At 58.9% G+C, this 24,253-nt stretch carries 21 protein-coding genes and 1 tRNA gene; 13 read left to right on the top strand and 9 right to left on the bottom strand.

All coding sequences use genetic code 11. The features are described 5' to 3' along the window. Positions 1-101: 101 nt before the first annotated feature. From G359_RS06060 to G359_RS06040, 5 genes are all read right to left on the bottom strand, one after another. Positions 102-1,391, bottom strand: a complete 1,290-nt coding sequence (locus tag G359_RS06060) for an RsmB/NOP family class I SAM-dependent RNA methyltransferase (RefSeq protein WP_045835395.1) — start codon at positions 1,389-1,391, stop codon at positions 102-104. A gap of 13 nt (positions 1,392-1,404) precedes the next feature. Then, on the bottom strand, positions 1,405-1,827 hold the full coding sequence (locus tag G359_RS06055) for an MAPEG family protein (protein WP_045835394.1): 423 nt from the start codon (positions 1,825-1,827) through the stop codon (positions 1,405-1,407). A 50-nt stretch (positions 1,828-1,877) separates the two neighbouring features. Further along, positions 1,878-3,392, bottom strand: coding sequence for an IMP dehydrogenase (gene guaB, locus G359_RS06050; protein ID WP_045835393.1), 1,515 nt, complete (start codon positions 3,390-3,392; stop codon positions 1,878-1,880). Positions 3,393-3,709: 317 nt separating this feature from the next. Next, on the bottom strand, positions 3,710-4,474 hold the full coding sequence (locus G359_RS06045; protein WP_045835392.1) for an RlmE family RNA methyltransferase: 765 nt from the start codon (positions 4,472-4,474) through the stop codon (positions 3,710-3,712). Then, positions 4,471-5,802 carry a Ppx/GppA phosphatase family protein gene (locus tag G359_RS06040; protein WP_052699212.1) on the bottom strand — a complete coding sequence of 444 codons (1,332 nt, stop codon included), beginning with the start codon at positions 5,800-5,802 and terminating at the stop codon, positions 4,471-4,473. The genes G359_RS06045 and G359_RS06040 overlap by 4 nt, the downstream gene beginning before the upstream one ends. Positions 5,803-5,990: 188 nt before the next feature. On the opposite strand from G359_RS06040, the gene G359_RS06035 reads away from it, so the two are divergent. After that, positions 5,991-6,788, top strand: coding sequence for a M15 family metallopeptidase (locus G359_RS06035; RefSeq protein ID WP_045835391.1), 798 nt, complete (start codon positions 5,991-5,993; stop codon positions 6,786-6,788). 211 nt (positions 6,789-6,999) lie between these two features. Next, a tRNA-Gln gene (locus G359_RS06030) sits at positions 7,000-7,073 on the top strand. Positions 7,074-7,812: 739 nt separating this feature from the next. On the opposite strand, the gene G359_RS06025 is transcribed toward G359_RS06030, so the two are convergent. From G359_RS06025 to G359_RS06015, 3 genes are all read right to left on the bottom strand, one after another. Next, positions 7,813-8,526, bottom strand: a complete 714-nt coding sequence (locus tag G359_RS06025; RefSeq protein WP_052699211.1) for a GntR family transcriptional regulator — start codon at positions 8,524-8,526, stop codon at positions 7,813-7,815. Positions 8,527-8,781: 255 nt separating this feature from the next. Then, a complete protein-coding gene (locus G359_RS19610) occupies positions 8,782-9,774 on the bottom strand; it encodes an XdhC family protein (protein WP_052699210.1) in 993 nt (330 codons plus the stop codon). A 65-nt stretch (positions 9,775-9,839) separates the two neighbouring features. After that, positions 9,840-11,216 (bottom strand): ammonium transporter, encoded by a 1,377-nt coding sequence (locus G359_RS06015; RefSeq protein WP_082072827.1) that lies wholly within the window; start codon positions 11,214-11,216, stop codon positions 9,840-9,842. 238 nt (positions 11,217-11,454) lie between these two features. Between G359_RS06015 and G359_RS06010 the strand changes: the two genes are divergently transcribed. From G359_RS06010 to G359_RS05960, 11 genes are all read left to right on the top strand, one after another. Beyond that, the gene (locus G359_RS06010) at positions 11,455-12,099 is read left to right on the top strand and encodes an isochorismatase family protein (protein ID WP_045835390.1); all 645 of its coding nucleotides are present in this window, start codon (positions 11,455-11,457) and stop codon (positions 12,097-12,099) included. A gap of 46 nt (positions 12,100-12,145) precedes the next feature. Beyond that, positions 12,146-14,029 carry a PEP-utilizing enzyme gene (locus G359_RS06005; protein WP_197077536.1) on the top strand — a complete coding sequence of 628 codons (1,884 nt, stop codon included), beginning with the start codon at positions 12,146-12,148 and terminating at the stop codon, positions 14,027-14,029. Beyond that, a complete protein-coding gene (locus G359_RS06000; protein WP_045835389.1) occupies positions 14,026-15,123 on the top strand; it encodes a PEP/pyruvate-binding domain-containing protein in 1,098 nt (365 codons plus the stop codon). The genes G359_RS06005 and G359_RS06000 overlap by 4 nt, the downstream gene beginning before the upstream one ends. Next, positions 15,120-15,992: an FAD binding domain-containing protein gene (locus G359_RS05995; RefSeq protein WP_045835388.1), complete on the top strand. Its 873-nt coding sequence runs from the start codon at positions 15,120-15,122 to the stop codon at positions 15,990-15,992. Before G359_RS06000 ends, G359_RS05995 begins: the two co-directional genes overlap by 4 nt. A gap of 9 nt (positions 15,993-16,001) precedes the next feature. Continuing rightward, positions 16,002-16,649 (top strand): CoxG family protein, encoded by a 648-nt coding sequence (locus G359_RS05990; RefSeq protein WP_045835387.1) that lies wholly within the window; start codon positions 16,002-16,004, stop codon positions 16,647-16,649. 93 nt (positions 16,650-16,742) lie between these two features. Continuing rightward, entirely contained in the window at positions 16,743-17,504 is a 762-nt protein-coding gene (locus G359_RS05985) for a maleate cis-trans isomerase family protein (protein ID WP_045835386.1), read from the top strand. Then, on the top strand, positions 17,501-18,328 hold the full coding sequence (locus tag G359_RS05980; protein ID WP_052699209.1) for an alpha/beta fold hydrolase: 828 nt from the start codon (positions 17,501-17,503) through the stop codon (positions 18,326-18,328). The genes G359_RS05985 and G359_RS05980 overlap by 4 nt, the downstream gene beginning before the upstream one ends. 25 nt (positions 18,329-18,353) lie before the next feature. Continuing rightward, positions 18,354-19,391 carry a M29 family metallopeptidase gene (locus G359_RS05975; RefSeq protein ID WP_045835384.1) on the top strand — a complete coding sequence of 346 codons (1,038 nt, stop codon included), beginning with the start codon at positions 18,354-18,356 and terminating at the stop codon, positions 19,389-19,391. Beyond that, positions 19,388-19,912 carry a (2Fe-2S)-binding protein gene (locus tag G359_RS05970; protein ID WP_245279943.1) on the top strand — a complete coding sequence of 175 codons (525 nt, stop codon included), beginning with the start codon at positions 19,388-19,390 and terminating at the stop codon, positions 19,910-19,912. Before G359_RS05975 ends, G359_RS05970 begins: the two co-directional genes overlap by 4 nt. An 8-nt stretch (positions 19,913-19,920) precedes the next feature. Next, positions 19,921-22,338, top strand: a complete 2,418-nt coding sequence (locus G359_RS05965; protein WP_197077535.1) for a xanthine dehydrogenase family protein molybdopterin-binding subunit — start codon at positions 19,921-19,923, stop codon at positions 22,336-22,338. Next, positions 22,335-23,045, top strand: coding sequence for a hypothetical protein (locus G359_RS05960; protein WP_197077534.1), 711 nt, complete (start codon positions 22,335-22,337; stop codon positions 23,043-23,045). The genes G359_RS05965 and G359_RS05960 overlap by 4 nt, the downstream gene beginning before the upstream one ends. A gap of 505 nt (positions 23,046-23,550) precedes the next feature. Here the strand turns inward: G359_RS05960 and G359_RS05955 are convergent. Beyond that, positions 23,551-24,201 (bottom strand): TetR/AcrR family transcriptional regulator, encoded by a 651-nt coding sequence (locus tag G359_RS05955; RefSeq protein WP_045835382.1) that lies wholly within the window; start codon positions 24,199-24,201, stop codon positions 23,551-23,553. Positions 24,202-24,253: the final 52 nt, after the last annotated feature.

Raw genomic sequence — 24,253 nt, 5'->3', positions numbered from 1 at the left:
AAAAAACAGTCCGGGAAGAGAACGAATACTGACAATATTTGGCGTTCGCCGCCGGGAGGGACAGGAGACTCCCTCCTCGGATCAATCCACAGAAACTTGGCTTAGGCCATGCGCGCTAGGACGGCGATGAAGAAACCGTCGGTGCCATGTAGCCCCGGCGTCAGCAAAAGCGAATCGGTCCGGCCGTCTGCGGACTGGGGAAGATCGCCGGAGCCCGCATCCCAAACTTCCGCGATGGGGACGGCGGTGAAGGCTGCGTTGTCCGCCAGGAAACGTGCGATCTGCTCAGTGTTCTCTTCGGGGAGAAGCGAGCAGGTGACGTAGACGAGCCGGCCGCCGGGCTTTACCAGCGCCGCGGCGCGCTTCAACACGGTCCGTTGCTCCGCCATCCGCGCAGTCAGCGCTTCCGGCTTCACTTTCCACTTGGCATCGGGTCGCCGCCGCCAAGTTCCCGTTCCCGTGCAGGGAGCATCCGCGAGGACGACGTCGAAGCGGGGACCGAGCGCATCGACCGCGGCCTCGTCTCCGGCTCGAAGCACCTGCAGGTTGCGCACGCCAGCGCGCTTCACCCGTTCGAAGATCGGCTTCAGCTGGTTGCGATCGGCATCGTAGGCGTAAAGCTGGCCGGTGTTCTGCATCATCGCGGCGAGCGCCATCGTCTTGCCGCCCGCGCCAGCGCAAAGATCGAGCACCTGCTTCCTCGGTCCGGCGCCTGAGAGAAGCGCTGCGACCTGCGAGCCTTCGTCCTGGATTTCAAACCAGCCTGCCTGGAACGCCGCTTCGGCTTGCAGGTTGGGTGTGCGTTGCGCGCCAACCGGCGGCGGAACGCGGACGCCCGTCGGGGAAATGGCGCAGGGCTCGGCTCCGAAGCTCGCGAGCGCTTTCAGAACTCTTTCGCGCGTAGACTTCAGTGTGTTGACCCTGAGATCGGCGGGTGCGCGCCGCGCCATGGCTTGGCCTTCGGCGATGGCGCGCTCTCCGAACTGGCCGGAGAAGGCCGGCCACAACCATTCGGGAATGTCGGCTTGGACATGGTCAGGCGCCCCGTCCAGCGGACGTGTCAGGCCGAGTTGCTCTGTCTCGGTCAAGGGCGCCGGCGAATGATCGGCTCCGTCGCAGGCGGCGATCACGGCTTCCGGCGTCAGGCCCAGCGCCGAGGGCGCCGCACCGATGGCGAGCGCACGCGGCGTGTCGGCACCCAGCGCCCAGGCAATCGAGGCGCGGCGGCGCAGCGCGTCGTAGACCATGCCGCCAATGGCGTTGCGGTCTCCGGATCCCGCGAAGCGGTGAGCTTTTCCCCAATCGGTCAAAGCGATGGAAACGGGCTGATAGCGATTGAGGATGGATTCCAATACCTCGATCGCCGCGGCGATGCGGGCTCCGGCTTTCATATTTGGTGCAATCTCAAACGCCTGTTAGAATTTTCGCGGCGAAGAGCACCCACATGACGATGAGGACAATCACCCCGGCGCCATACGCTCTGAAACGCCAGTTAAGGTCATTGCTGGTCGTGTGGATGTAGGCGTGCGCAAACCGCAGAAGCACAAAAGCCCAAGCCAACGCCAATAGTAGAATGTCGCCCGTGCGTGTGATCAGAATGAACGCGATCAGCACGAAGAAGAGCATCGGCATTTCGAACTGATTGCGGAAGCAATTGCCGAACTGCCGGGCACGGGTCGTATAGTTCGCGTCCGTCAAGAGAACGTCGTCCGCCTTGACTTCGCCACTCGCCAAACTGCCGAGGCGCTCACGGCCCATGAGGCCAAGAAGCAGGAAAATCAGCAAGACTTGGACGAAAACCGGCAAGAGGAAATCAGTGAACGTCATTGGTGTCCCCCTCGCCAGTTTGCTTCGCTCGAATACTCAACTTCTTTAGCTCAACCACCAACGCCCGGATAGTTCGGACTTTCGCGGGTAATCATGACGCCGTGGGCGTGGCTCTCGCGAATTGCAGCCGGGGAGATGCGAACGAACTTGGCGCGCTTCTGAAGTTCCGGGATCGTTTTGGCTCCGAGGTATCCCATGCCGGCGCGCAGGCCGCCGACGAGCTGGTGAACGACGGCTTCCATCGGACCCTTGTAGGGAACCTGCCCCTCGATGCCTTCCGGGACGAGCTTCAGCGTATCGCGCACTTCAGCCTGGAAGTAGCGGTCCGCCGAGCCGCGCGCCATGGCGCCGACCGAGCCCATGCCGCGGTAGGACTTATAGGTGCGGCCCTGATACAGATAGGTTTCGCCCGGCGCCTCGTCGGTGCCAGCTAAAAGCGATCCGATCATGACGCAGGATGCTCCGGCTGCTACCGCCTTGGCGATGTCGCCGGAGAAGCGGATTCCGCCGTCCGCGATGATGGGTACGCCCGAGCGCGCGGCTTCCTTCGCGCATTCCATGACAGCCGTCAGCTGCGGAACGCCGACGCCCGCCACGATGCGTGTCGTGCAAATCGAGCCCGGACCGATGCCGACCTTGATCGCGTCGGCACCCGCTTCGATCAATGCTTTGGTTGCATCGGCCGTCGCGACGTTTCCGGCGATCACCTGCACGCTGTTTGACTGATGTTTGATGCGCGCGACCGCATCGATGACCTTCGCGGAGTGGCCGTGGGCGGTGTCGACCACGATCACGTCGCAACCGGCGGCGATGAGACGTTCGGTTCGCTCAAAGCCGTCTTCGCCAACCGTCGTCGCGGCGGCGACGCGCAAACGTCCCTGGGCATCCTTCGACGCATTCGGATGTTTCGCGGCCTTCTCGATATCCTTGACCGTGATGAGGCCGATGCAATTGCCAGCGTCGTCGACGACAATCAGCTTTTCAATGCGGTTCTGGTGAAGCAGCCGCTTGGCTTCTTCCTGCGAGACGCTGCGCTTAACGGTCACCAGATTTTGCTGGGTCATCAGCTCGGAGACCGGCTGGTCTAACCGTGTTGCAAAGCGCACGTCGCGGTTCGTCAGAATGCCGACGAGCTTGCCTTTCCCGGCACTGCCGTCCGGCGTGTCGGTTCCACCCTCCACGACCGGAACGCCGGTCACGCCCTTGTCAGCCATCAGCTTGAGGGCCTGACGGAGTGTCATTTGCGGAGCGATCGTCACCGGATCGAGGACGATGCCGCTTTCGTAACGCTTAACCAGTCCGACCTGCCGCGCCTGCTCCTCGATGGTCAGGTTGCGGTGGATCACACCAATGCCGCCCTCTTGGGCCATCGCGATCGCGAGCCTTGCCTCGGTGACGGTGTCCATAGCCGACGACAGAAGAGGAATGCTCAAACGGATGGCTTTGGTCAGCTGGGTCGAGACGTCCGCCTGTCCTGGCATCACGTCGGACGGGCCAGGAACGAGCAAAACGTCGTCGAACGTAAGCGCGATCCCCGAATCGAGCGCGGATAGGCTCGAAGTCATGCGGACTTCTCCAATATTTTGTGGGGGCGACACGTTCTTGGCCCCCTGGGGCGGAACATTGTCGCGCGGTCTATATCACCAAGGTTCCGCGCTTGGAAGCGCCCGAGCCGCGTCAAATGGGGATCTTGGTAATCAATTCAACGTAGGGCGGAAAATTACCCGCCAATCGTCATGGGGGTGTCGCAGGAAGCTGCCAAATTGACATCACGGGGTTCAAAGCCCCCATGAGATTTGCTTCGGATTTGGCCGCAGGCAGGGCAGTTGAGCGTAGCCCCCCTGCCCCGGCGCCCAAGGGGCGCAGAACCAATCCCCGGCCGTCAGTCGGCTTCTTCTTCCGTATTTTCTTCTACTTTCTTCCCCCGGAAGCCGGTCGCCAGCACGTAAAGCTCGGAGCTATCTGAGCGGCTGGCCGGCGGCTTCACGTGGCGTACGACCTTGAAATCGCGCTTCAGCGCGTCGAGCAGGTCGCGCTCGGTGCCGCCCTGGAAGACCTTGCAAAGGAAGACGCCGCCCGGCTCCAAGACATCCGCCGCAAAGGCTGCCGCAGCTTCGGCAAGACCCATAATGCGGATGTGATCGGTCTTGGCGTGCCCGACCGTCGGCGCGGCCATGTCGGACAGAACGATATCGGCCCGGCCGCCCCGAAGACGCGACTTCAACAGGTCTTCGGCCGTCGGGTCGGTGAAGTCCATTTGGATGATCTCGACGCCTTTGATCGGCTCGAAGTCCAAATAGTCGATGGCGACGACCTGGCCCTTACCCTCCGCTGCCTTGACGCGCTCCGCCGCTTCCTGCGACCAGCCGCCCGGCGCCGCTCCGAGGTCGATGATGCGCTGACCCGGTTTCAGAAAATGATAGCGCGCATCGATCTCGCGCAGTTTGAATGCCGCGCGCGAGCGCAGCCCCTGCTGCTTTGAAGCTGCGACATAGGGATCGTTCAACTGGCGGTCGAGCCAGCGCGCCGACGAAGCGGAGCGCTTCCTAGCCGTCTTCACGTTCGTGCGGAGCTGGCGCTGGCCGCCGCTCAAGCTGCTGCGGATGCCGCCGCTGCCGCCGCCCTTATTGTTTCCCTTGCCTGTCACGATTGCTCAGCACCGTTTGACCGCTTCGAGCGTCCACGCCGGCGGCGTCCGGCACGCCAGACGCCGTCTTCCATCATCAGTCGCATCAAAATGCCTTCTCTCAGTCCACGGTCTGCAACGCGCAGGCGATCCGCGGGCCACATTTTCAATATTGCATCAAGTATTGCGCAGCCGGCGAGGACGAGATCGGCTCGCTCGCGCCCGATGCAGGGCTGCATGATACGCTCCTCATAGCTTTGAGCGAGAAGCTTGGACGTTACATCGTCAATGTCGCCAACGTTCAACCAAATTCCATCGACGCGCTTGCGATCGTAGCGCTCAAGTCCGAGCATCACGCCGGCGATGGTCGTAACCGTTCCGGACGTGCCAAGGAAGTGTACAGGCTTTCCGGCCATCAGATCGCGAAACCGATGCTTGGCTTCAAACGGCAGAAGAAGATCTGTCACGGCATTCGACATTGCCGCGAAAGTTGCAGGGGTGACATCGCGGCCGCCGTAGTGTTCCGCCAGCGTCACGACACCGACGGGAAGCGACTCCCAGGCGACGATCGCATCATTGACGTCGGAGCGGCCGGTCAAGACATCCCGTCTGGAGCCGAGCCGCGTCATATCAAGCCAGACGATCTCGGACGAGCCGCCGCCGATATCGAACACCAGAACGTAATCGGCTGCGGCATCGATCAACGTCGCGCAGCCGGCGACGGCCAGGTGCGCTTCGATCTCCGGCGTCAGTATCTCGATGTCGAGGCCGAAGATATTTTTGACCTTATCGACGAAGGACGATCCGTTCGTGGCAACGCGGCAGGCTTGCGTCGCGACCAGACGCGTCCGCGAAACCTGGTGACGGTGTAATTTCCCAGCGCAGACCCGCAGCGCGTCCAGGGTGCGGTTCATCGCAAGATCGGAAAGACGGCCCGTCTGGCTGACGCCTTCACCGAGACGAATAATGCGCGAGAACGCGTCGACGACGCGAAAGCCGCGTCGCGAGGGCCGCGCCAGAAGCAGCCGGCAATTGTTGGTGCCGAGATCGAGCGCCCCGTAGATCTGATCACTCGGGCGATTGGAACCTATGGAAAAATTCCGTTCGTCAAAACTCTGCCGCTGCCATTCCGCGGGGCTCTCGAGCTTCGAAGCCGAGCCCAGCCGGTTTGACAGAATTCCGGGCGTCGACAGGCTTCTGTGACGAAACTGGCGCTCGGCCCCGTTGCCAAAGCGGTTTCCCGCTAGCGCCAGCTTTTCCTGTCCCGAGACAGGGTCAAAGTCGTCGTCAGAGTTGTCTGGGGGACCTGAACCGTCGGACCGGTCAGGAATTGAATTTGCAGGCTTCAACGTCGTTCTCCAGGACCTGGTATAGCGCTGACTTGCCGCAATGCAGCCGCGCTCCGCAGGCCGTTTGATCTGGACCTCTGTTGGTTAGAGTGTAGCAGGTCGCGTTCCGTCGTAAAGCTCCGGCGGGCCATTGCTTAACGACGCAAACGAGCGAGACGCATTCTGCGCGGATTTGAAGTGATTTATCTATGCTGAGGAGAACGGAAATTTTCCTCGTGGCGCTGGCTGCTGCTGGCATTTGCCAGCTTGCATCGCCGGCTTTCGCGGACAGCATCGGCAGCGCCGAACTGGAATCGCGGCTGCGATCTGCCTATCCGGCATTCGTCTCGGGCGTCGACGGGGACAAGATCGTTTTCCGCGACGGCTCGAGGCTTCCGATCACTGACGGGAAGGACAAGCCGTTCGATGCGTGGCTTGCGAACCCCGATATTCGAGACATGTTTCGATTTCCGTATCCGCAGGGCGCGCCAGCCGTTGCACCTGCCCGGAATTTCGATCCCGGCCGCGCACGGAATGAGGCTTTCTTCACGAAGATCTACGGCGACTGCGCGAAGCCAGGGTTCGCTTCGTCGCTGACAACGATCACGTGGCTACCTTCAAAATCCGGACAAAAGATCCGAATCTCCCGATTGAACGGTGTCGCGGAACACTTGCAGGCCGTCAGTCACGAGCTCGACGCGCTTCCGGCGAAGTTCGATGTCTTTCTGGTTCCGGCCGCCGGCGGCTATCTCTGCCGGACAATCGCCGGAACCGAACAGCGCTCGGGTCACGGCTATGGCATTGCGATCGATATCGCGACGCGACGATCACATTATTGGCGATGGGCGAAAGAGGGTTCGGGGCATTCCTACGCCTTCCGAAACGAGATCCCGCCGGAGATCGTCAGCATCTTCGAGAAGCACGGCTTCATCTGGGGTGGCCGGTGGTACCATTACGATACGATGCACTTCGAGTACCGGCCGGAACTCCTCGCGGCGCCAAAATAGCTGCGGCGGGCTGCCAGCGAAAACTCCGGGTGGCCGGGTTTGGCCAAATCCCCGTGTCCCGGTCCCTTCGCCCCTGTAATAACGAGGCAGTTGCTCTTGCTGTTCAAAAGTCTGATCCGCGTCAGGAAGACCCCGGATGCCACGCTTGCAGACATCGGAGGCTGCTGCTATGACCCGCGCTCCGGCGGCAACGACCGCCTGATCCCGGCTTTGGGGGATCGTCTAATGGTAGGACTGCAGACTCTGACTCTGCCTGTCTAGGTTCGAATCCTAGTCCCCCAGCCACAATTTTGCCATTTGCTGGCGAACGTCACCCGGACGAACCCAGTTTAGGCTTGGTTTGAAGCGTCTTCTCCTCCTTCTCGCCTCGGTACTAATCCGGGCAGGTCATTCGCCGATGTAACTTGGCGCAATGAATGGAGTGGGCGAATTTTCGAATTAGCTTTTCGCTATGATGCCTCCTCTCTGCAAATGTGTTCGCGTTCGAGAGGGATATTCCCGCTTTTGAAAACGGAAACAAGAGCCGTATCCGCTGTCCGGGGCTTGGCAGGGAATAAAGGGGGATTGGCGGGGTTTCACGATTTTCGTGATGAGTGAAAAACGTCGATATCACTCGGAAATTTTGCGGCTCCCGCTTTCGCTTTGGGAAGTCTGAGCTTCGGCGCGGCATGTCGTGCGAAGGCCCACTTTGGGCTCCGCGATGACGACGGGCGAGCCGTCGCTGATTCAGCAGGCCGGATGACCATTACACCGTCTATCGCCGAACCGATCGCCACCACGACAGTTTTTGGGTTGAGAGGGAGCCCTTGATATGCTGTCCGCGTCCGAAAGGCGCCCCGAGCCGTCATGTTCGCTCACAATGGGCGTTCCATCCCAGAGGAAAGCGGACGTCGCACCGTAGATCAACTGCTTTCCGGCGGGCTAGCGCATTCTTCAACCATCGTTACGATCCTTGAGATGCAATCTGTATTATTTGCTTCCGAATATGCGCGCAGGGCCACGCTCTCTCGGGCCCCTTTTGCTTCTAGCCCACGTTTTCGCGCAATTTTTCCGTGTTAGCTTGATTGCCTAGAACATTTTTGAGAACGAGCTCGCTCGACTCTTTGATGTGCTGTGACATCAGCGACTCCGCTTCCGAGCCGTTACCCGATTTTATTGCATCAAATATGGCGCTGTGCTGCTTGAAAACTCGCGAGGTGCGCGGCGCAGAGTACTTGTACGCAAAGCGATACGTTACGGTAATCGCGAACACGCGGCAAACGAGCGTCACCAGCAGTTGACTGCCCGCAGCTTCGGCGACGGCTTTGTGAAACGCTAGGTCCGCTTGCGCCTGCTCTAGAACCGAGCCCGATTGGCCCAAACGTTTCTGCGCAGCCAGGGTATCTTCGATACTTTTTATTTTCGATGCATTGCGAAGCTTCGCGGCGCGTTTCACTGCATGGGTTTCGAGAAGACGTCTCAACACGAAAATCTCTTCGATCTCCTCTGTCGAGACTTCACGGACCCGCGCGCAGCGCCCTGGGATGAGATCAATCAGTCCCTCGCCTTGCAGAACAAATAATGCCTCCCGCACTGGTGTCCGGCTGACCGACAGCTCGTCCGCGAGTTTGCGCTCGGGCAATTCCGTACCCGGCATCAATCTGCCTGCGAGGATTGCCTGGCGAACGACGTGTGCAATGCCCTCACTCGTACGGACCGCCATCGGTCCGTTGATCAATCCTCCCAAAAGGTCTGTCATTCTAGATCGTCTCCACTCATTTTCCGCAGGCGCGGGCAGCCACCACCGAATGCGAATCGAGGCTTACGGGATTAGTAGCGCAACGCCCGCTGCTTAGAGGGGTTTGGTTTGAGCTTACAGATGAAATGCCGGTATGGTGGTATACTTTTTTGGGGAAACTATATCATTTTCTGAAAGAAATAGTGGCGGCCTCGGTCCACCTGTTCGATCTCGTCGATCGAGAATGATTTTATCTACTTTTATCCACACTGTAACCTATGCGACAAACTCGCGTGCCTTGGCCTCGCCAACCAACTCCGATATCACACTGACCGCAAGGCTTAGTCTGCTTTTAGTGCCGGCGATCAAGCCAACGGGAGCGCGGATGCGCCCCAACTTTTCGGGACCGACGCCTCGCCGACGAAGTTCGGCGACTCGTGTTTCCGCCACGGCCTTGCTGCCAAGAACGCCTATGTAAAAGCAATCCGAGGTAAGGAGCTGCTCGATCAGCGACAATTCCCAACGATGCTCATGAAAAGCCAGAATAGCTGCCGTCCAGGGGTCCCCTTCCAGGGCTCCGATCGTGGCGTTGGTCAGGGCGCTAGAAGCGAGACCAAAGGCTCGAACCTCGGCCCTGGTTGCTTCATCTGGACTGACCACTTCCGCGGGAAAGCCAACCGCCGAAAGTAAATGCGCGATTGCCGGAACTGCAGGACCTGCCCCGACAAGATAAACTCTAACAGCCGGCCAGATAACGCGTCTGAAGACGCGGCCATCAAGCCGACTTCGTTCGTTCGCCGTATTGACGATGGCGAACGTGTTGGCGCCAGTTTCCAGGTCCGTTGATTGGATCACCGCTTTTCGATTGCGCGACAGCTCATCGAGGCGAGTAAGAAGCGAAATCTCGACACCTTGATCGATATAGACGTCGACGCCGCTTCCGCAAGGAAGCTGGATGTCGAAATAAGGTGAGCCCTTGCCGTAGCGGATCAGGCGATTGCGGCCCTGCTCGATGCATCGTTGCGCTTCAATGATGATTGCGCGTTCCAAGCAGCCGCCAGAGAGGTAGCCGACAGAGTGACCCTCAGATGACACGGCCATGAGGGAGCCCAAGGCCCGCGGGGAGCTGCCAACGATATTGACCAGCGTGATGATGGCATATCTAAGCCCCATCCGATGCCACGCAAGAAGACTGGGAAGAATATATTCCGTCGCGACCAGATTCCGCGGCGAGGACTCATCGATAAAGGACAGATCGATTTTATTCATTGCCCTACTGAAAGAAAGTCTGCGGAGTAGGAAGGTCGCCGCCCATTGAGGCGGCGACCTTGTTTTCAGCCTGCGGTCGCGCGACCTGCCATCGGAACGCTCTTCCCCCGTAGGTCGTCTCCAAAGTTGCTCGCACCCCAATTTGCGGCGTCGAGCCCATTGAGCTCAGCCTCCGCAGAGACGCGCAGGCCGGTGGTCATCTCAAAGAAGAAACTAAGGATGAGTGCCGGAACTGCTGCAACAGTCACGGTCGCCAGAACGCCCATCAACTGCCAGTATGGCGTGATCGTCGCGTGTCCTGGGGCCATGGCGCCTTCCAGACCAGGGAACCCTCCAGTTGGCGTGCCCCAATGGACGAATCCAACGAGGATGGCGCCGACAATGCCCGGACCAAGTGCGAGCGGCACAACTTTAGGCTCCTCGAGACCAAGCGCATGCACGAGCCTGCTGGTCGCGAACGCAACGATAGGACCCAAACCACCAAACACCATGCATTCAAGCGGCGTTCCGATATCGAACAGCGTTCCGCTGATTACGACACCAGCAATGGGTCCGAGAAACACCCACGACACATCCTTTCGGGTCCTACCGATAAGAGCGCCGACCACGCCTCCCGTGAGCATGGCACTGAAGATGTTGATGAGGATCAGCCCGAGGCCGGTTTGGGTCATCGAGATGCCGTAGACGGCTTTATCGGGCAAGACCCAAGTCGAACCGATCGAGACGAAGGGAATGGCGACGAAGATAAAAAGCACGCCGAGAGCGACGAGGGCCTGATTGCTCGGAACCGGCTTCAGGCCATCGGGATGCGATGACAGCGCTCCAAGCCTCGGTCCCAAGCGCCAGGAGAGAATAAGCGCCCAGGTTCCCGAAAAAATGTAGAGCGGGAAGACACCTTCGAAATCGTGAGTTCCGGCATTGGTCAACGGAGAAAGCGGTCCCCAGCAGAGATATCCGACCAGGGGAGAGAAGACCAATCCGATCAGGAACGACATCACCAACAGTGGCAGACTTTTTATGCGCTCAATGACGCTGCTGTGTATGAGAGCCGCGGTCGCCATAGAGAACGTGACGAAGAAGACTAGAAATATTTGCTGGATGTCGGCCTCGGGGACGACCTTCGGATCGAGCTTGATCGCCATCGAGCTCGCAGCACCGCCGCCGATCCACCAGTCTTTAAAGACCTGCACAAGCGGATCAGGAACTGCGAACGCAATATAGAATTGATACTGCCAGATCGCATAGCCGACGAAGAGTGTCCCGAAGCCCGCGAAGATCGCCGCCGCGAACTTTTGAACCCACGTATCGAGCACGTTGCGTGCACGTACCAATCCCATATCGATGAGACCAAGGCCGATGACGACAAACAGCACACTGACGGCCCCGACAGCGTAGACGAAAGCAAAGGTCAGATTATCAAGCTTCATTTGTTCAGCAAACATTGCGCACGGTCCCCTTCATCGTGAAAACTCCTTGCTGGTGTGAATGAGGATTCAATCGAGCTGATTTCTCCCGAGCTCGAGTGCTAGGGCGCTTCGCGATCTCACTTCGTGAAAGTTTTCGCAAAGCACTTGTCGCCTTTTTTATTTTGGTATACCGGTATACCAGTATGCTGATTACGACCTCGTAGCAAGATCGTTTCGCGACGCGCGATTGATAAAAAAATGAGCATGGAGCCGCATGAATAAGCTCACGGTCGGGGATGTTTATCGTGGCGCGGGTTTCGGTCGAAGCGTGCGGCGTGGTGCGCGACCTGCAGTATTGGTCGTCGATTTCTCTTATGGCTTTACCGATCCGGCTTATCCGACCGCAACCGATGCGGATGGCGCAATAAATGCAACGACAAAGCTCTTGGCATCTGCGCGTGAAAAAGGAGTGCCGATCGCGTTCACGACAATTAGCTTTGAGGCAGGACATATCGAGACTTTGCCTTGGCTTCGGAAGTCGGCTGGCATGGCGTCTCTTAAGACCGGATCGCGCCTTGTTGAAATCGATGAGCGGCTCCTACGACAAGAGCGGGAACCGATTGTCGTGAAGCTCGGGGCTTCAGCTTTCTTCGGAACAAACCTGCAGACGCTTCTTGCGTCTTGGCGCACAGATACCTTGATCGTCACGGGGGCGACGACGAGCGGCTGCGTTCGGGCGAGCGTCGTCGACGGGGTGCAGTCTGGCTATGATGTCCTGGTGCCTGAGGAATGCGTCGCCGATCGCGCCGCTGCTCCGCACGAAGCAAACCTTTTTGATATCCGCCAAAAATATGCCGACGTCATCTCGCTCGGCGAAACGCTTGAATATCTCGGCTCTCTCGGTGGTCGGGAAAAATGAGAATCGGGATTTTGGCTGCAGCAGTCCAAATGTGTGGAGGTCCACGTTGAATATCGTCAACAAGGTCGAGGCAGATTCAGGTTCGGCCGGCAGTGCCGAAAGGAAGACGCGCTTTGCGAGCCCGTTCGATATAACAACGCCGGCAGGAGCAGAAGGGTGGGAGAAGATGTTCCCCTACTTTGCTCTCATCAGCCAGGAAAGGCGGGAGCTCGAAGAGGGCAAGTTTTGGTTCTTTGACGGGATGCACAATCCCGAGCCGCTCTATCCCTTCGACACCATCATGACCGAGAACTGGTGGGTCGCGGCGAGCCAGATGACCACCAGAGTCTGGCCCATCCCACCCGCAATGGGCATCGATCATCGCATCATCAACGGCTATCTCTACATCAGTCCCAATGCCGTGACGGACCCGTCGGTCATTCCTGAACGGCAGGAGCTGTTCGCCCGCCGTGCCGGCCATTACTTCGAGAATTGGGACTCGATCTACGACGAGTGGAAGAAAAAGGCGGTCAACTGCATCGATCGCCTCAAAGCCTTATCGTTCAAGCCGCTGCCGACCTATGAGCCGGAAGAGAGTGTCTTCAAGCATCGCGGCGTCTACTCATCTCACGATCTGTTGACGAGCTATAACCGGCTCATCGAGAACATGCTCGAGATGGGTTCCTATCACTTTGAGATGCTCAATCTCGGGTATGGCGCTTATCTGACGTTCCGCGAATTCTGCCAGCACGCCTTCCCGGGAATCACCGACCAGACGGTGACGAGTATGGTGTCGGGCATCGACATCTTACTTTTCCGCCCTGACGATGAGCTACGCCGACTCGCTCATCTGGCGGTGGCGCTCAATGTCGCCGATATTCTTGTTACCGACGAGGGCCCCGAAGTCGTTCTTCAAAAATTGAAGAACGCGCCGTTCGGCGGAGCGTGGCTTGAAGGGCTTGAGAAGGCAAAAGAGCCCTGGTTCTGGTTCTCGACAGGCGTCGGCTATACGCATTCGGATCCGGTATGGATGGACGATCTTCGTCTGCCCTTTACAGCAATACGCGGCTATATCGAAGCCCTTCGGAGGGGCGAGGAAATCCGTCGGCCGCTCGAGCAGATTCTCGAAAAGCGTACGAGAGTCACTTCGGAATATCGTGCTCTTCTGGCAACCGATGATGATCGCGCAGCGTTTGACGGGCTCATCGATCTCACGCGCAAGGTCTTCCCCTATGTCGAAGACCACAACTTCTACGTCGAGCATTGGCACCATTCGATCTTCTGGTCGAAGGTTCGCGAGCTCGGAGACGTCTTCGTGGCTCACAAATTCTTCAGCGATCGCGAAGACATTTTCTATCTCCACCGCCACGAGATCTACGATGCCCTCTATGATCTCTTGATTGGTTGGGCGACAGGCTCGCAGTCGCGCGGCGAGATCTATTGGAAGCCTATCATTGCCGAGAGGCGGAAAATTCGCGATGTCCTCGCGAAATGGTCTCCGCCCCCGGCATTGGGTCTGCCGCCAGAGAACATCACCGAGCCTTTGACCGTCATGCTTTGGGGGATCACGCAGGAGACCCTCCAGGAGTGGCTCGGCGTCGATCCAAACGCTGCGGGCAAAGCACTCAAAGGGGTCGCTGCTTCCGCTGGAAAAGTCACCGGCAGGGCCCGGGTCATAACCGAGCCCTCCCAGCTCTACGAAATCGACCAAGGTGATATTTTGGTCTGCCGCGTGACCGCGCCGAGCTGGGCGCCCGTATTCACGCGCGTTTCGGCAGCGGTCTCCGACGTCGGCGGAATGATGGCGCACACTGCAATCATATGCCGTGAGTATGGTCTGCCAGCTGTCGTCGGCACGGGCTTCGCCACATCCAGTATTCGAACCGGAGACTTGATTGAGGTCGACGGGAATGTCGGCACTGTACGCGTCATCGAGGAGGTCTCGCGTTGACAACAAAGACTTACGTACTCTGGCTTGATGATCCTTCGGCGAACGGCAATCCACTTCTCGGCGGCAAGTTTGCCAGTCTTGCCGAGATGGTAGAAGCGGGACTTGCGGTCCCGAATGGCTTTGGGATCACGACGGCCGCCTATCGTTACTTCATGGAAAAGTCCGGCCTCGCGGAAGAGGCGCGCCGCGTCAAGGCTATCGCACCGAAGCTCGAACTCTCGGACATCAAAGCGGAGACCGCCGCTCTCATCGACGGAATAAAGACGGCGCCCTTACCGGCCGATCTCGAAGACGAAGTGCGCAAGAACTACGCGCTTCTCGAAAAGAGGTCCGGAGGTTCGAATGTCCCCGTAGCGGTTCGCTCGTCGGGAGAATCGGAGGACCTCGCCGGTGCCAGCTTCGCCGGCCAATACGAGACGTTTTTATGGATCTGCGGCGCCGACGATGTTCTTCGCAACATGCGCGCCTGTTGGGCCGGGATGTTCGGCGACGCCGTCTTATCCTACAAGCAGGATGGCGAGACGGTCATCTCCAAAGGCGATTTCGCTATCTGCGTCGGCGTCCAGCAGATGATCGAGGCGCGCGCTGCGGGTGTCATGTTCACGCTCGATCCTATCAACGGAGATCGCTCCAAAATCGTGTTGGAAGCGTGCTGGGGGCTAGGCGAGGGCGTGGTCAAGGGAGACATCACTCCCAGCCAATTTGCCGTCGATAAAGTGACATTTGAGATCACGCGGAAGAAGCCGTCGAGCCAGATCGAAGAATATCGATTTGATCCGGCTCTCGGCGGCGTTGGGCTCGCACCCATCGAGCCTGATCGTCAGGATAAGCTCTGCCTCGACGACGATCATATCATTCGACTAGCCACGCTCGCGAAGCGGATCGAGACGTCGCGCGGCGCACCTCAAGACATCGAATGGGGCGTCAACAAGCAAGGGGATGTTTGGGTTCTTCAGGTGCGGCCCGAAACCGTCTGGAGTCGCAAGATTGCGTCAGGCGTCGTGTCTGCGAAAACGTCACCAGTCAACCATGTGTTGGCGCGCCTGTCGGGCATCCGTATCTCGCAACCGGCCGCTGGGTCTGCCAAGTCATGAAGGCAGCCGATTTCATCTATCATCGTGCTGTGTCGGTCGATGACGCGCTTCGTCTGCTCGACGATTATGACGGAACCGCACGTATCCTGGCGGGGGGACAAAGTCTCGTCCCTATGCTGAACATGCGCTTGCTCCGTCCTGCTGCGTTGATCGACGTCAACGGTCTTGAGGAACTCGCGAAGATTGAGGTTCGCGGTTCCGAAACGGTGCTAGGTGGCTTGGTACGTCACGTGACCGTCGAGACCTCGCCGCTTATTGCCGAACGGCTTCCGCTGCTCGCGAAAATGATCCGTCACGTTGCCGACCGCCAAGTGCGCAATCGAGGGACGATCGGAGGGAGCCTAGTCCAGGGCGATCCGACCGGCGAGATGCCGCTCGGCTGCTTGGTGCTCGGCGCGCGCGTGTGTGTGACCAGCCATGGCAACTCGCGCGAAATCGCTATGCGGGATTTCTACGAAGGCTCATATGCGGCTGCCCTCCACGCGGATGAGCTTTTGGTCGAAATCATCTTTCCGCGCCATCCAACTTATCATGCCTTTCATGAGCTCAATCGCCGTCACAACGATTTTGCCGTTCTGTCCATCGCTGTCGTTGGCGACCAAACCGAAGGACGCTGGTCCAATGTGAGGCTCGGGCTTGGCGGCGTCCACGATACGGCCATCCTCGTTGAGGAAGCGGGCGAGAGGCTCCAAGGCACCCGATTAGAAGATGAGGATATCGCTGCCGCCACCGAAGCGGTCAGCCGCGCCATTTCACCACCCAGCGATATGCGCGCGAGCGAAGAATACCGCCGACATCTCGTTTCCGTTTACGTGCCGCGGGTGTTGCGAGAGCTTCGCGCGTCGGCCGAGACCCGCGCATTTAATTAGAGGCGTTTCGTGAAGTTTCGACAAGAATTCGACGTCAACGATCGGATCGCCCGGGTGTGGGCCTTCTTCGAGCAGCTTGAGCGCGTTGCGACCTGCATACCGGGTGTGGAGTCCGTTCAAGTTCTTGACCCCGACACGCTCCTCGTCCGCGCGACACAAAAAGTTGGGCCGATCAGCGCAACGCTGGAATCCAAGGTCCACATCAACGAGCGCGTTTTTCAAGAGCGGCTCCATTTTTCGTCCACGGGCAAGGCCGTGCGCGGCGCGGTGGGAAATTTTCGGGCGACGAACACCGTTCTACTTGAATCTCTTGGCGATCGTACGCGCGTCGCCGTCGAAGGCGAGGTTGTTCTGGCGGGCATGCTCGGAAGCGTCGGCCAGAAGATCATCATGAAACAGGCGGATAAAGTTACAGCCGAGTTCGCGCAAAATCTCGAGCAAGTCCTCTCAGGCGGTTCGCTCGCCACAGGGAGCGCCGGCAGCCGTGCATCGGCCTCGGCTCCGTCTCGGCTGCCTCCTGCGTCCGGCCGCTCCGCAGGGAGTTCGTCGAACCTCATACAAGGAGGCGACTCCTGGTCGAAGGCATCGGCGGTTTTCAGCGCACTGTCCTTTGTTCTGAGCCTCGTCATTCTTTGGCGCATCGGAGTTCAACCTTGAGGCGGAAGCACAAAGCCACGCCAGGCGCGTAGCGCGAAAAGTCTGCGCGCCCCGATCAAAACAACAAGTGATAAACGGAGATTTTGGAAGCTCATGCACCGCATCGGATTGATCGTTCCGAGTTCGAATACGACCATGGAAACAGAAATTCCTGAGATGCTTGCGAGGCATTCGCAGCTCCACGGAACGCGTTTCACGTTTCATGCGAGCCGGGCACGATTGCATAACGTCGATGTCGCTTCTCTTGCCCGCATGGTTGATGATGGCGAGCGCTGCGCCGCTGAGGTCGGTGATGCTGACGTTGATGTCGTTGCTTACGCGTGCCTCGTCGCTCTCATGGCGCGGGGTGCCGGCGCACATTCCGCCGCGGAAAAGCGTTTCGCCGATGTAATCGCCGCCGGCCGCGGAGCGTCACCGCCTATCGTCAGCAGTGCCGGCGCGCTCGTGCGAACGCTGAAAAGTCTCGGCCTGCGCAAAGTGGCACTCGTGGCACCCTACATGCCGGAGCTCACTCGCACTGTCATCGCTTATATCGAAGACTCGGGGATTTCAGTTCTCGATAGCCTCAGTCTTGCCGTTGCCGACAATCTCATGGTCGGCCGTCTCGATCCCACGGCGCTCCCGGGATACGTGAGCAAGCTCGATCTTTCGGGCGTGGATGGGATCATCCTATCGGCCTGCGTTCAGATGCCGTCGCTGCCTGCAGTCCAGCAGGTCCAAGACGCGACGGGGCTTCCGGTCATAACCGCAGCAACCGCGACGACACGGGAAATTCTGTTGTCGCTAGGTCTCTCCGCAACGCTTCCAAATGCTGGAGCTGCGTTGCAGCGGCAGTCAGCGGAGGTTGCGGCGTGAGCATTCGAATTTCCGGCCGCACCAGTCACGTCGCAGCTAACGGACTAAAACATCACCTCTTGACCTATGCTGGCGGAAATGCGGGCGATGTCCTTATCCTACCTGGAATAACGAGCCCTGCCCCGACAGCAGATTTCATCGCGGCACCGCTGGCCGCTCGGGGATTCAACGTCGTCGTGCCGGACCTCAGAGGCCGTGGAATGACGGACGCGCCACTCTCCGGGCGCTACCGCCTTATCGACTACGCTGCCGACGTCGCCGGGCTCATCTTAGAGCTTGGTCTCTCGCGCCCTCACATCATCGGACATTCTCTCGGCGCCAGAATAGCGGCGGCCTACGCAGCTGAGTTTTGCAGCGACGATCACGGAATGCTTGTGCTCGTCGATCCACCGACCTCCGGACCTGGGCGCGGCACTTATCCGACGAGCCGCGCGGCTTTCCTTGAGCAGCTTCACGCGGCGAAGCGCGGCACAACTGCCGAGGAGGTGCGCGTCTTCTACCCCAAGTGGCCAACGCGCGAACTCCAGTTGCGCGCCGAAGTTTTGGCGAGCTGCGATGAGACCGCCGTCGTTGAAACGCACGCAGGTTTCAACAACGAAGACTTCTTTGCCTTGTGGTCTGTGTTGAAGCGACCTGCAACGCTTGTCAGGGGAGAGATCAGCCCAGTGGTTCCTCCGTCTGCAGCTGCAGAACTCGCCGTCGCCAACCCGCACATCCCGATCGTATCGGTACCGAATGCGGGGCACATGGTGCCCTGGGACAACTTCAACGACTTCTTCAAGATCCTCGTCCGCCTCATTCCGCGCGCTCAAAAAGCTGCTTGAGCAAGCCCCAAAAAGGAGATTCCTTATGGACCGAAATGCATTGAACGCGATTTGCAAGATCCAGCTGGAACTCAGTGCAGTTCGGGAGGGTCAGAAAGTCGTCATTCTTTCGCAAGGCGAGGAGCGTCTCGATTACGCCGATGCGTTCCTGGCGGCGGCCCGCGATTTAGGCGCGAGCGCTTATCACATGAGACTTCCCGCGCCGCAGCCGACGTCCGGCTCGTGGGAAGTCGGTGTCTCGCAGCTCGCTCAGCTTCCCGAAGCGGTTGAAGCGCTCAAGAAAGCCGACATGGTGGTGGATTTGATCTTCCTGCTCTTCAGCAAGGAGCAAATGGCCATTCAGGCAGCGGGCGCGCGCGTGCTTACCGCAGTCGAACCGGCGCCTCTTCTCGCTCGTCTCATCCCAACGCGCGAACTACGGGAACGGGTTGAGGTTGGAGCCGAACTCCTCTCAAAGGCGAAGACCATGCGCATTACCAACAAGCATGGGACGGATGTCGTCTATAAGATCGGTATGTATCCTACGATGAGCGAGTACGGCTATACCGACACGCCCGGTCGCTGGGACCATTGGCCAGCGGCGTTCGTGTTCACGGGCGGCGCCGATGATGGCGTTGACGGCAAGATCGTCTTGGCGCCAGGCGATATTTTACTGCCGTTCAACACTTATGTACGAGAGCCTGTCACATACACGATCGAAAAGGGCATGATCCAAGATATCCGCGGCGGGCTCGATGCCGAACTCATCAAATCGTATATGGCCACGTTCGATGACCCACGCGGGTTCGGTATGTCCCACGTCGGATGGGGCCTCGATGAGCGCGCCAAATGGCATGGCTTGACGCAATTCCCCGGCGGCATGGGGATGGAACTCAGATCGTTCTTTGGTAACGTCATGTTCTCGACCGGACCGAACAATGAGCTCGGCGGCCCCAATGACACCGCCTGCCACCTCGATATCCCGATGCGGGACTGCAGCCTTTTCCTCGACGATGAGCCCATCGTGTTGGACGGCGATGTTGTCGTCAAAGAGATGCTTCCCGCCGCCCGTCGAGCAGTTTGAAGAAGGCCGAACCCTTGGGAACTAACGAGCTCGAAATCACGGTCAATGTGAATGGTGAGGAAGTCAACGCGAGCGCTCCAGTTCGGATGCACGCGGCCGACTTCCTGCGCCACCGCGCAGGTCTTACTGGCACCCATATCGGCTGTGAGCAAGGCGTCTGCGGAAACTGCACCATAATCGTTGATGGCAAGGCAGTAAAATCCTGCCTGATGCTTGCAGCGCAGCTCGAAGGTGCCGACGTATTGACGATCGAAGGGCTTGCCGTAGGTGACCGGTTGAACGATCTCCAAGAGGCATTCAAGCGCAATCATGCGCTTCAATGCGGTTACTGCACGCCCGGTTTTCTAATGCTGATAACGAGCCTTGCAAAACGTGCGACACCGCCATCTCGCGATGAGATTCGCGAAGAGATCAGCGGTGTTCTATGCCGATGCACCGGATACGAAGGAATCATCAGGGCGGCGGAAGAATATTTGTCTCAGACTTGCGGGCGGTCGAACACAGCGGAACAGATTCCGTGAACGAACATGTGAGCAAAAAATTGGGGTCTCCGCGGCCTCTCAACGATTCCAGCCGGCTGATTGGCCGTAGCCTTCCGCGCAAAGAAGATGATCGCCTGTTGCGCGGCGACGGCTGTTTCGTCGACGATATCGACGCCGCCCATCAGCTCGAGATGGCCGTATCACGCTGTCCGTTTCCACACGCGCGAATTCGCTCCATCGATGTCTCGCGCGCGGTGGAAATGATTGGCGTTAAGCACATCCTTATCGGAGCGGACGTAAAAGAATTGAGCGAGCCGATACAGGTTCTAAGGCCAGTCCCCGGCGCACCGCCGCTGTCGTATTATGCCCTCGCCCAAGATGTGGCGTTGCACGAAGGCCAGGCGGTTGTAAGTGTGGCAGCGACAAGCCGCGCCATCGCAGAAGACGCCATCGAGCAGATTGAAATCGATTATGAGCCTCTTCCCCACATCGTGGATACGCTTGCAGCGCTCTCGGAGAGTGCGCCTGTTCTTCATTCCGGCGTACTTGCGTCTAACCTTTTGGCGTCCAACTTCGATGGCGCCGGGGCACCGGATGATGCGCTAGCTGCCTCCGATGTTGTGCTGACGGGCCGCTTTCGGATCAACCGCGTGACGGCTTTTCCGATGGAAGGCCGCGCCATTCTCGCGTCATGGCGACCGGGCGCGCGGATGCTCACCGTACAATCGTCAACGCAAGTTCCCCATCTTGTCAGGAAGCAGCTTGCGGAATCGCTGCGGCTTGATGAGGGCGCGATCCGCGTCGTGGCGTCTGACGTCGGCGGCGGGTTCGGGTTGAAGCTTGGCATTTATCCCGAGGATATTCTCGCGTGCCTTCACTCCATGGCGTTGCGACGTCCGGTGAAATGGATCGAAGACCGGATGGAACATTTCAGGGCGAGCACCCACGGCCGAGAAGCCGTGCACGATTTCGCCGTCGGCGCCGACCGAACAGGCCGCATCCTTGCACTGACCAACACTTATACGACTGATCTCGGTGGGTGGAATTCATCATTTGGGTCAGCACAGCTTTCAAGCGTCGTATTCACGGGACCCTACAAGGTTGCCGATGCGCGGGTCGAGCGACGCGTCGCCATAACGAACAAGACACCGGTCGGTGCGTATCGGGGTTACGGTCAACCCGAAGTCAATTTCGCTCTGGAAGTTCTCATCGACCGATTGGCGCGCCGGCTTGGAATTGACCCCTATGATCTCCGGGTCATGAACATGCTGAGGCCAGAGGATCTGCCTTGGCGTGTGCCAAGCGGGGCGATTTACGATAGCGGGGACTACCTTCGCTCTCTCAATATGGCAATGGAAGCGGTAGATTATGCTGGGCACCGCACGAAGCCGCGGACCAAGCGGCCAGATGGCCGCCTCACCGGCATAGGGATATCATCGTTTGTCGAACGAACAGGATATGCGAGCGCGCGCTTCCTCGCCAATCGGGGATCGCAATTTGGCGCGCACGAGAGCGTAACGCTTCGCGCCAACCGCTCAGGAACGATAGATCTCTATAGCGGCGTCTCGACGTTTGGCCAGAGCAACGAAACGGCGTTCGCACAAATTTGCGCAGATGTGCTTGGCGTCGACTACGAGGCCGTCCACGTTCACATGGGCGATACCGCCGCCTCTCCGTTGAATACCGGTGCATTCGCGTCACGCACTTTGATCGCGGCGTCGGGGGCGATAAATAAGGCCGCCCTTATTTTCCGCGAGAAGACACTTAGGATCGCAGCTGGCGTTCTCGAAGCTACGCCCGCGGATCTCACCATTCAGCGAGACGTGGTCGTCCTCAAATCCGATACGAATCGCTCTGTTCCGCTCAAGGATATTTTCCGGCGTGCTATCTTGGGGCAAGGCATACCCGCGAGCGAAACGCCTGGGCTGGAGGCGACTGCTTTCTTTGAGCCAACCGACGCCGCCTTTTCTTTTGGAACGGCCGCCGCGGTTGTGGCGGTCGATCCCGAGACGGGAGAATTCGCGGTCGAGCGCTTTGTGATGGTGCACGACTGCGGCGTGCCAGTAAATCCCATGGTAGTTGAAGGACAGGTCCGAGGCGCATTGGTGCAGGGTCTCGGGGCGGCACTCGGGGAAGAATTGCGCTACGATAGCGAGTCAGGACAATTGCTGAGCGGCAGTATGCTCGACTATTTCGTTCCGACCGCGGCCGATATTCCCCCGATTGAACTTCTGCATACGGAGGTGCCGTCCCCAGTCACCACATTCGGCGTGCGCGGTGTCGGCGAAGTCGGTACGATCCCTCCGGCGGCCGCCATCACCAACGCAATCTGCAATGCGCTCATCGACTACGGCGTCGAAATCTCCGATCTTCCAGTAACGCCGGAATCGGTATGGCGAGCCCTGCGCGCAGGCAAGCCATCAAGTCCTCTGGAAAACCCTTCGTCACAAAACAAAGCCCCATGAGCATGCCGCCGAATAAAGCTTCACAGAAGAATGCCATCCCCTACGCCGAACCAGCCTTCAGTGCGCTCGAGCTTAGCGCAATAACTTGGCTCGACGGCTTCTATCAGCTCGAACACTTACTCGCGGCACGTGCCTGGGCCATTCGCCTCTCCGGCTCGGCCTCTCCTGAACTCAAGTTTGCCGCTCTCGTCCATGACGCAGAGCGCTTCTTTCCGGGAGGCCCTTCAAGCATGCCTTCGGATGGGTTCGACAATCCCGATTATCTGTTCGTTCACTCCATGCGTTCGGCCGACATTGTTAGTGAATGGCTCAAGAAGCAAACACCTGCCTGCGATGTTGCCTTCACCCAACGCGTCCGTGCGCTGATCCTGCGCCATGAGATTGGAGGCAATCAGGAAGAAGACATCCTGCAGGCCGCAGATTCGCTGTCGTTTCTCGAAACTTTCGATTGGCTCGTCGTCGAGTGGGTTCATAAAGGCGTCTACACATTCGACCAAGCGCGGGCCAAGCTCGACTGGATGGTCGAGCGAATACGCATCCCAGATGCCGTTCGCGCGGCACTGCCGTTTTATTCTCGCGCGGTGCACCGTTTGGAAGACGCAAAAGATACCGAAATAGACCTCAAGGAACGACGAAAGTTTGCGTCAAGCGCGAAAAGCCTTGTTGGGGATGTCGTTGAAATGAGCAAGGGGAATGAGGCTCAATAGTGTAACCGACGCGGGTGGTTGACTCTGTTGCCGACACTCACTCCCAGAAGCGGACATTGGCTAGATGCGCCAATGCATCGTTACCGGCTCCAGTAACAGATGTCTGGTTCGAAGTAAGAAGCGGACGTGAAGCTGGCTCCTCACAGTTCCGTCGCTGCCCCAGGGCGGACATCAATACAGATGGCGCCTTGGTTCCGATCTGCGCAAGACAGAGAAATTGGGAGTTCGGCGTTCAGACCAACTTTGCCAGTGCTCGAATAGGCTCCGCTTTGAGACGATCGTAGTTTACGCAAGCCTGGGTCGTTTAAACGGATGGAAGAAGCCGCCATCTGATTTTGGCGGATGACCTTTCGAACGCGTGCCCGTCGTCCTTCGCGACGAAGGTATCGCCAGGGTCACGGCAATGATTAGGAAGGGCGTCGACGAATCTGAAGAGAGAACCTGACCGCACGGACCCAAGAACTCGGGGCGAAATGCACTCTGAAGCAATCAGACGTTAGACGGATCACTGCTGATCGCTGACCCGGTTGGCCTCAGTCTCCGGCGACAGCAATCCCCTCAGGATCATATCAAGCGCTGCCTCAAAGTGCAGCTCCGCATCGAGCGGCTTGCGGTCGGAGAACAGGAGCTTCCAAATGTGGAGCGAAAGCGCGGGCCCAAGGAGGAGTTCGGGGAAATTGGTCGCCGGTGCCGGGCGGAAGGTGCCGTTCGCCACGCCCTGGCGCAGCCGCTGACCCAAGACTTCGAACATAGGGCCGACCAAGTTGCGGTAGTGCTCGTCGACAAGATCGGGAAAGCGCACGGCTTCCGCGATGAGCAGACGCAACAGTTCGCGCCCGCGCCTGTCGTTGGCAAAGACGCGATAAAGCATCGTCAGATCGGCACGGATCGATTGCGCGGTGGGCGGGCCTCGGTCCTCGAAAAATGGTTCGACCTGCTCCCGCAATGAATTCTCAAGGTCGTGAACGAGGGCTTCGAACACCCTCTCCTTGCTCTCGAAGTACACGTAGATCGTGCCCTTCGTAACGCCGGCTCGCGCCGCGATATCCTCAAGTCGGGTAGCCGCGTAACCGCGCTGAACGAACTCCTCGAAGGCCGCATCGAGGATCTCGCCCGGGCGTTCCGCTTTGCGCCGCGCTCTAGCCGTTACGGTCATGCGCTCCCCTCCTGTGACGAGTCGGCAACCCTTGAATGGCGCAAAATTATTA

Origin of the sequence: Hyphomicrobium sp. 99 (genome assembly GCF_000384335.2) — a bacterium.
Lineage (GTDB): Bacteria > Pseudomonadota > Alphaproteobacteria > Rhizobiales > Hyphomicrobiaceae > Hyphomicrobium_B.
Note: the sequence above shows the minus strand (reverse complement) of the source record. Positions and strands in the feature narration are given on the sequence as shown.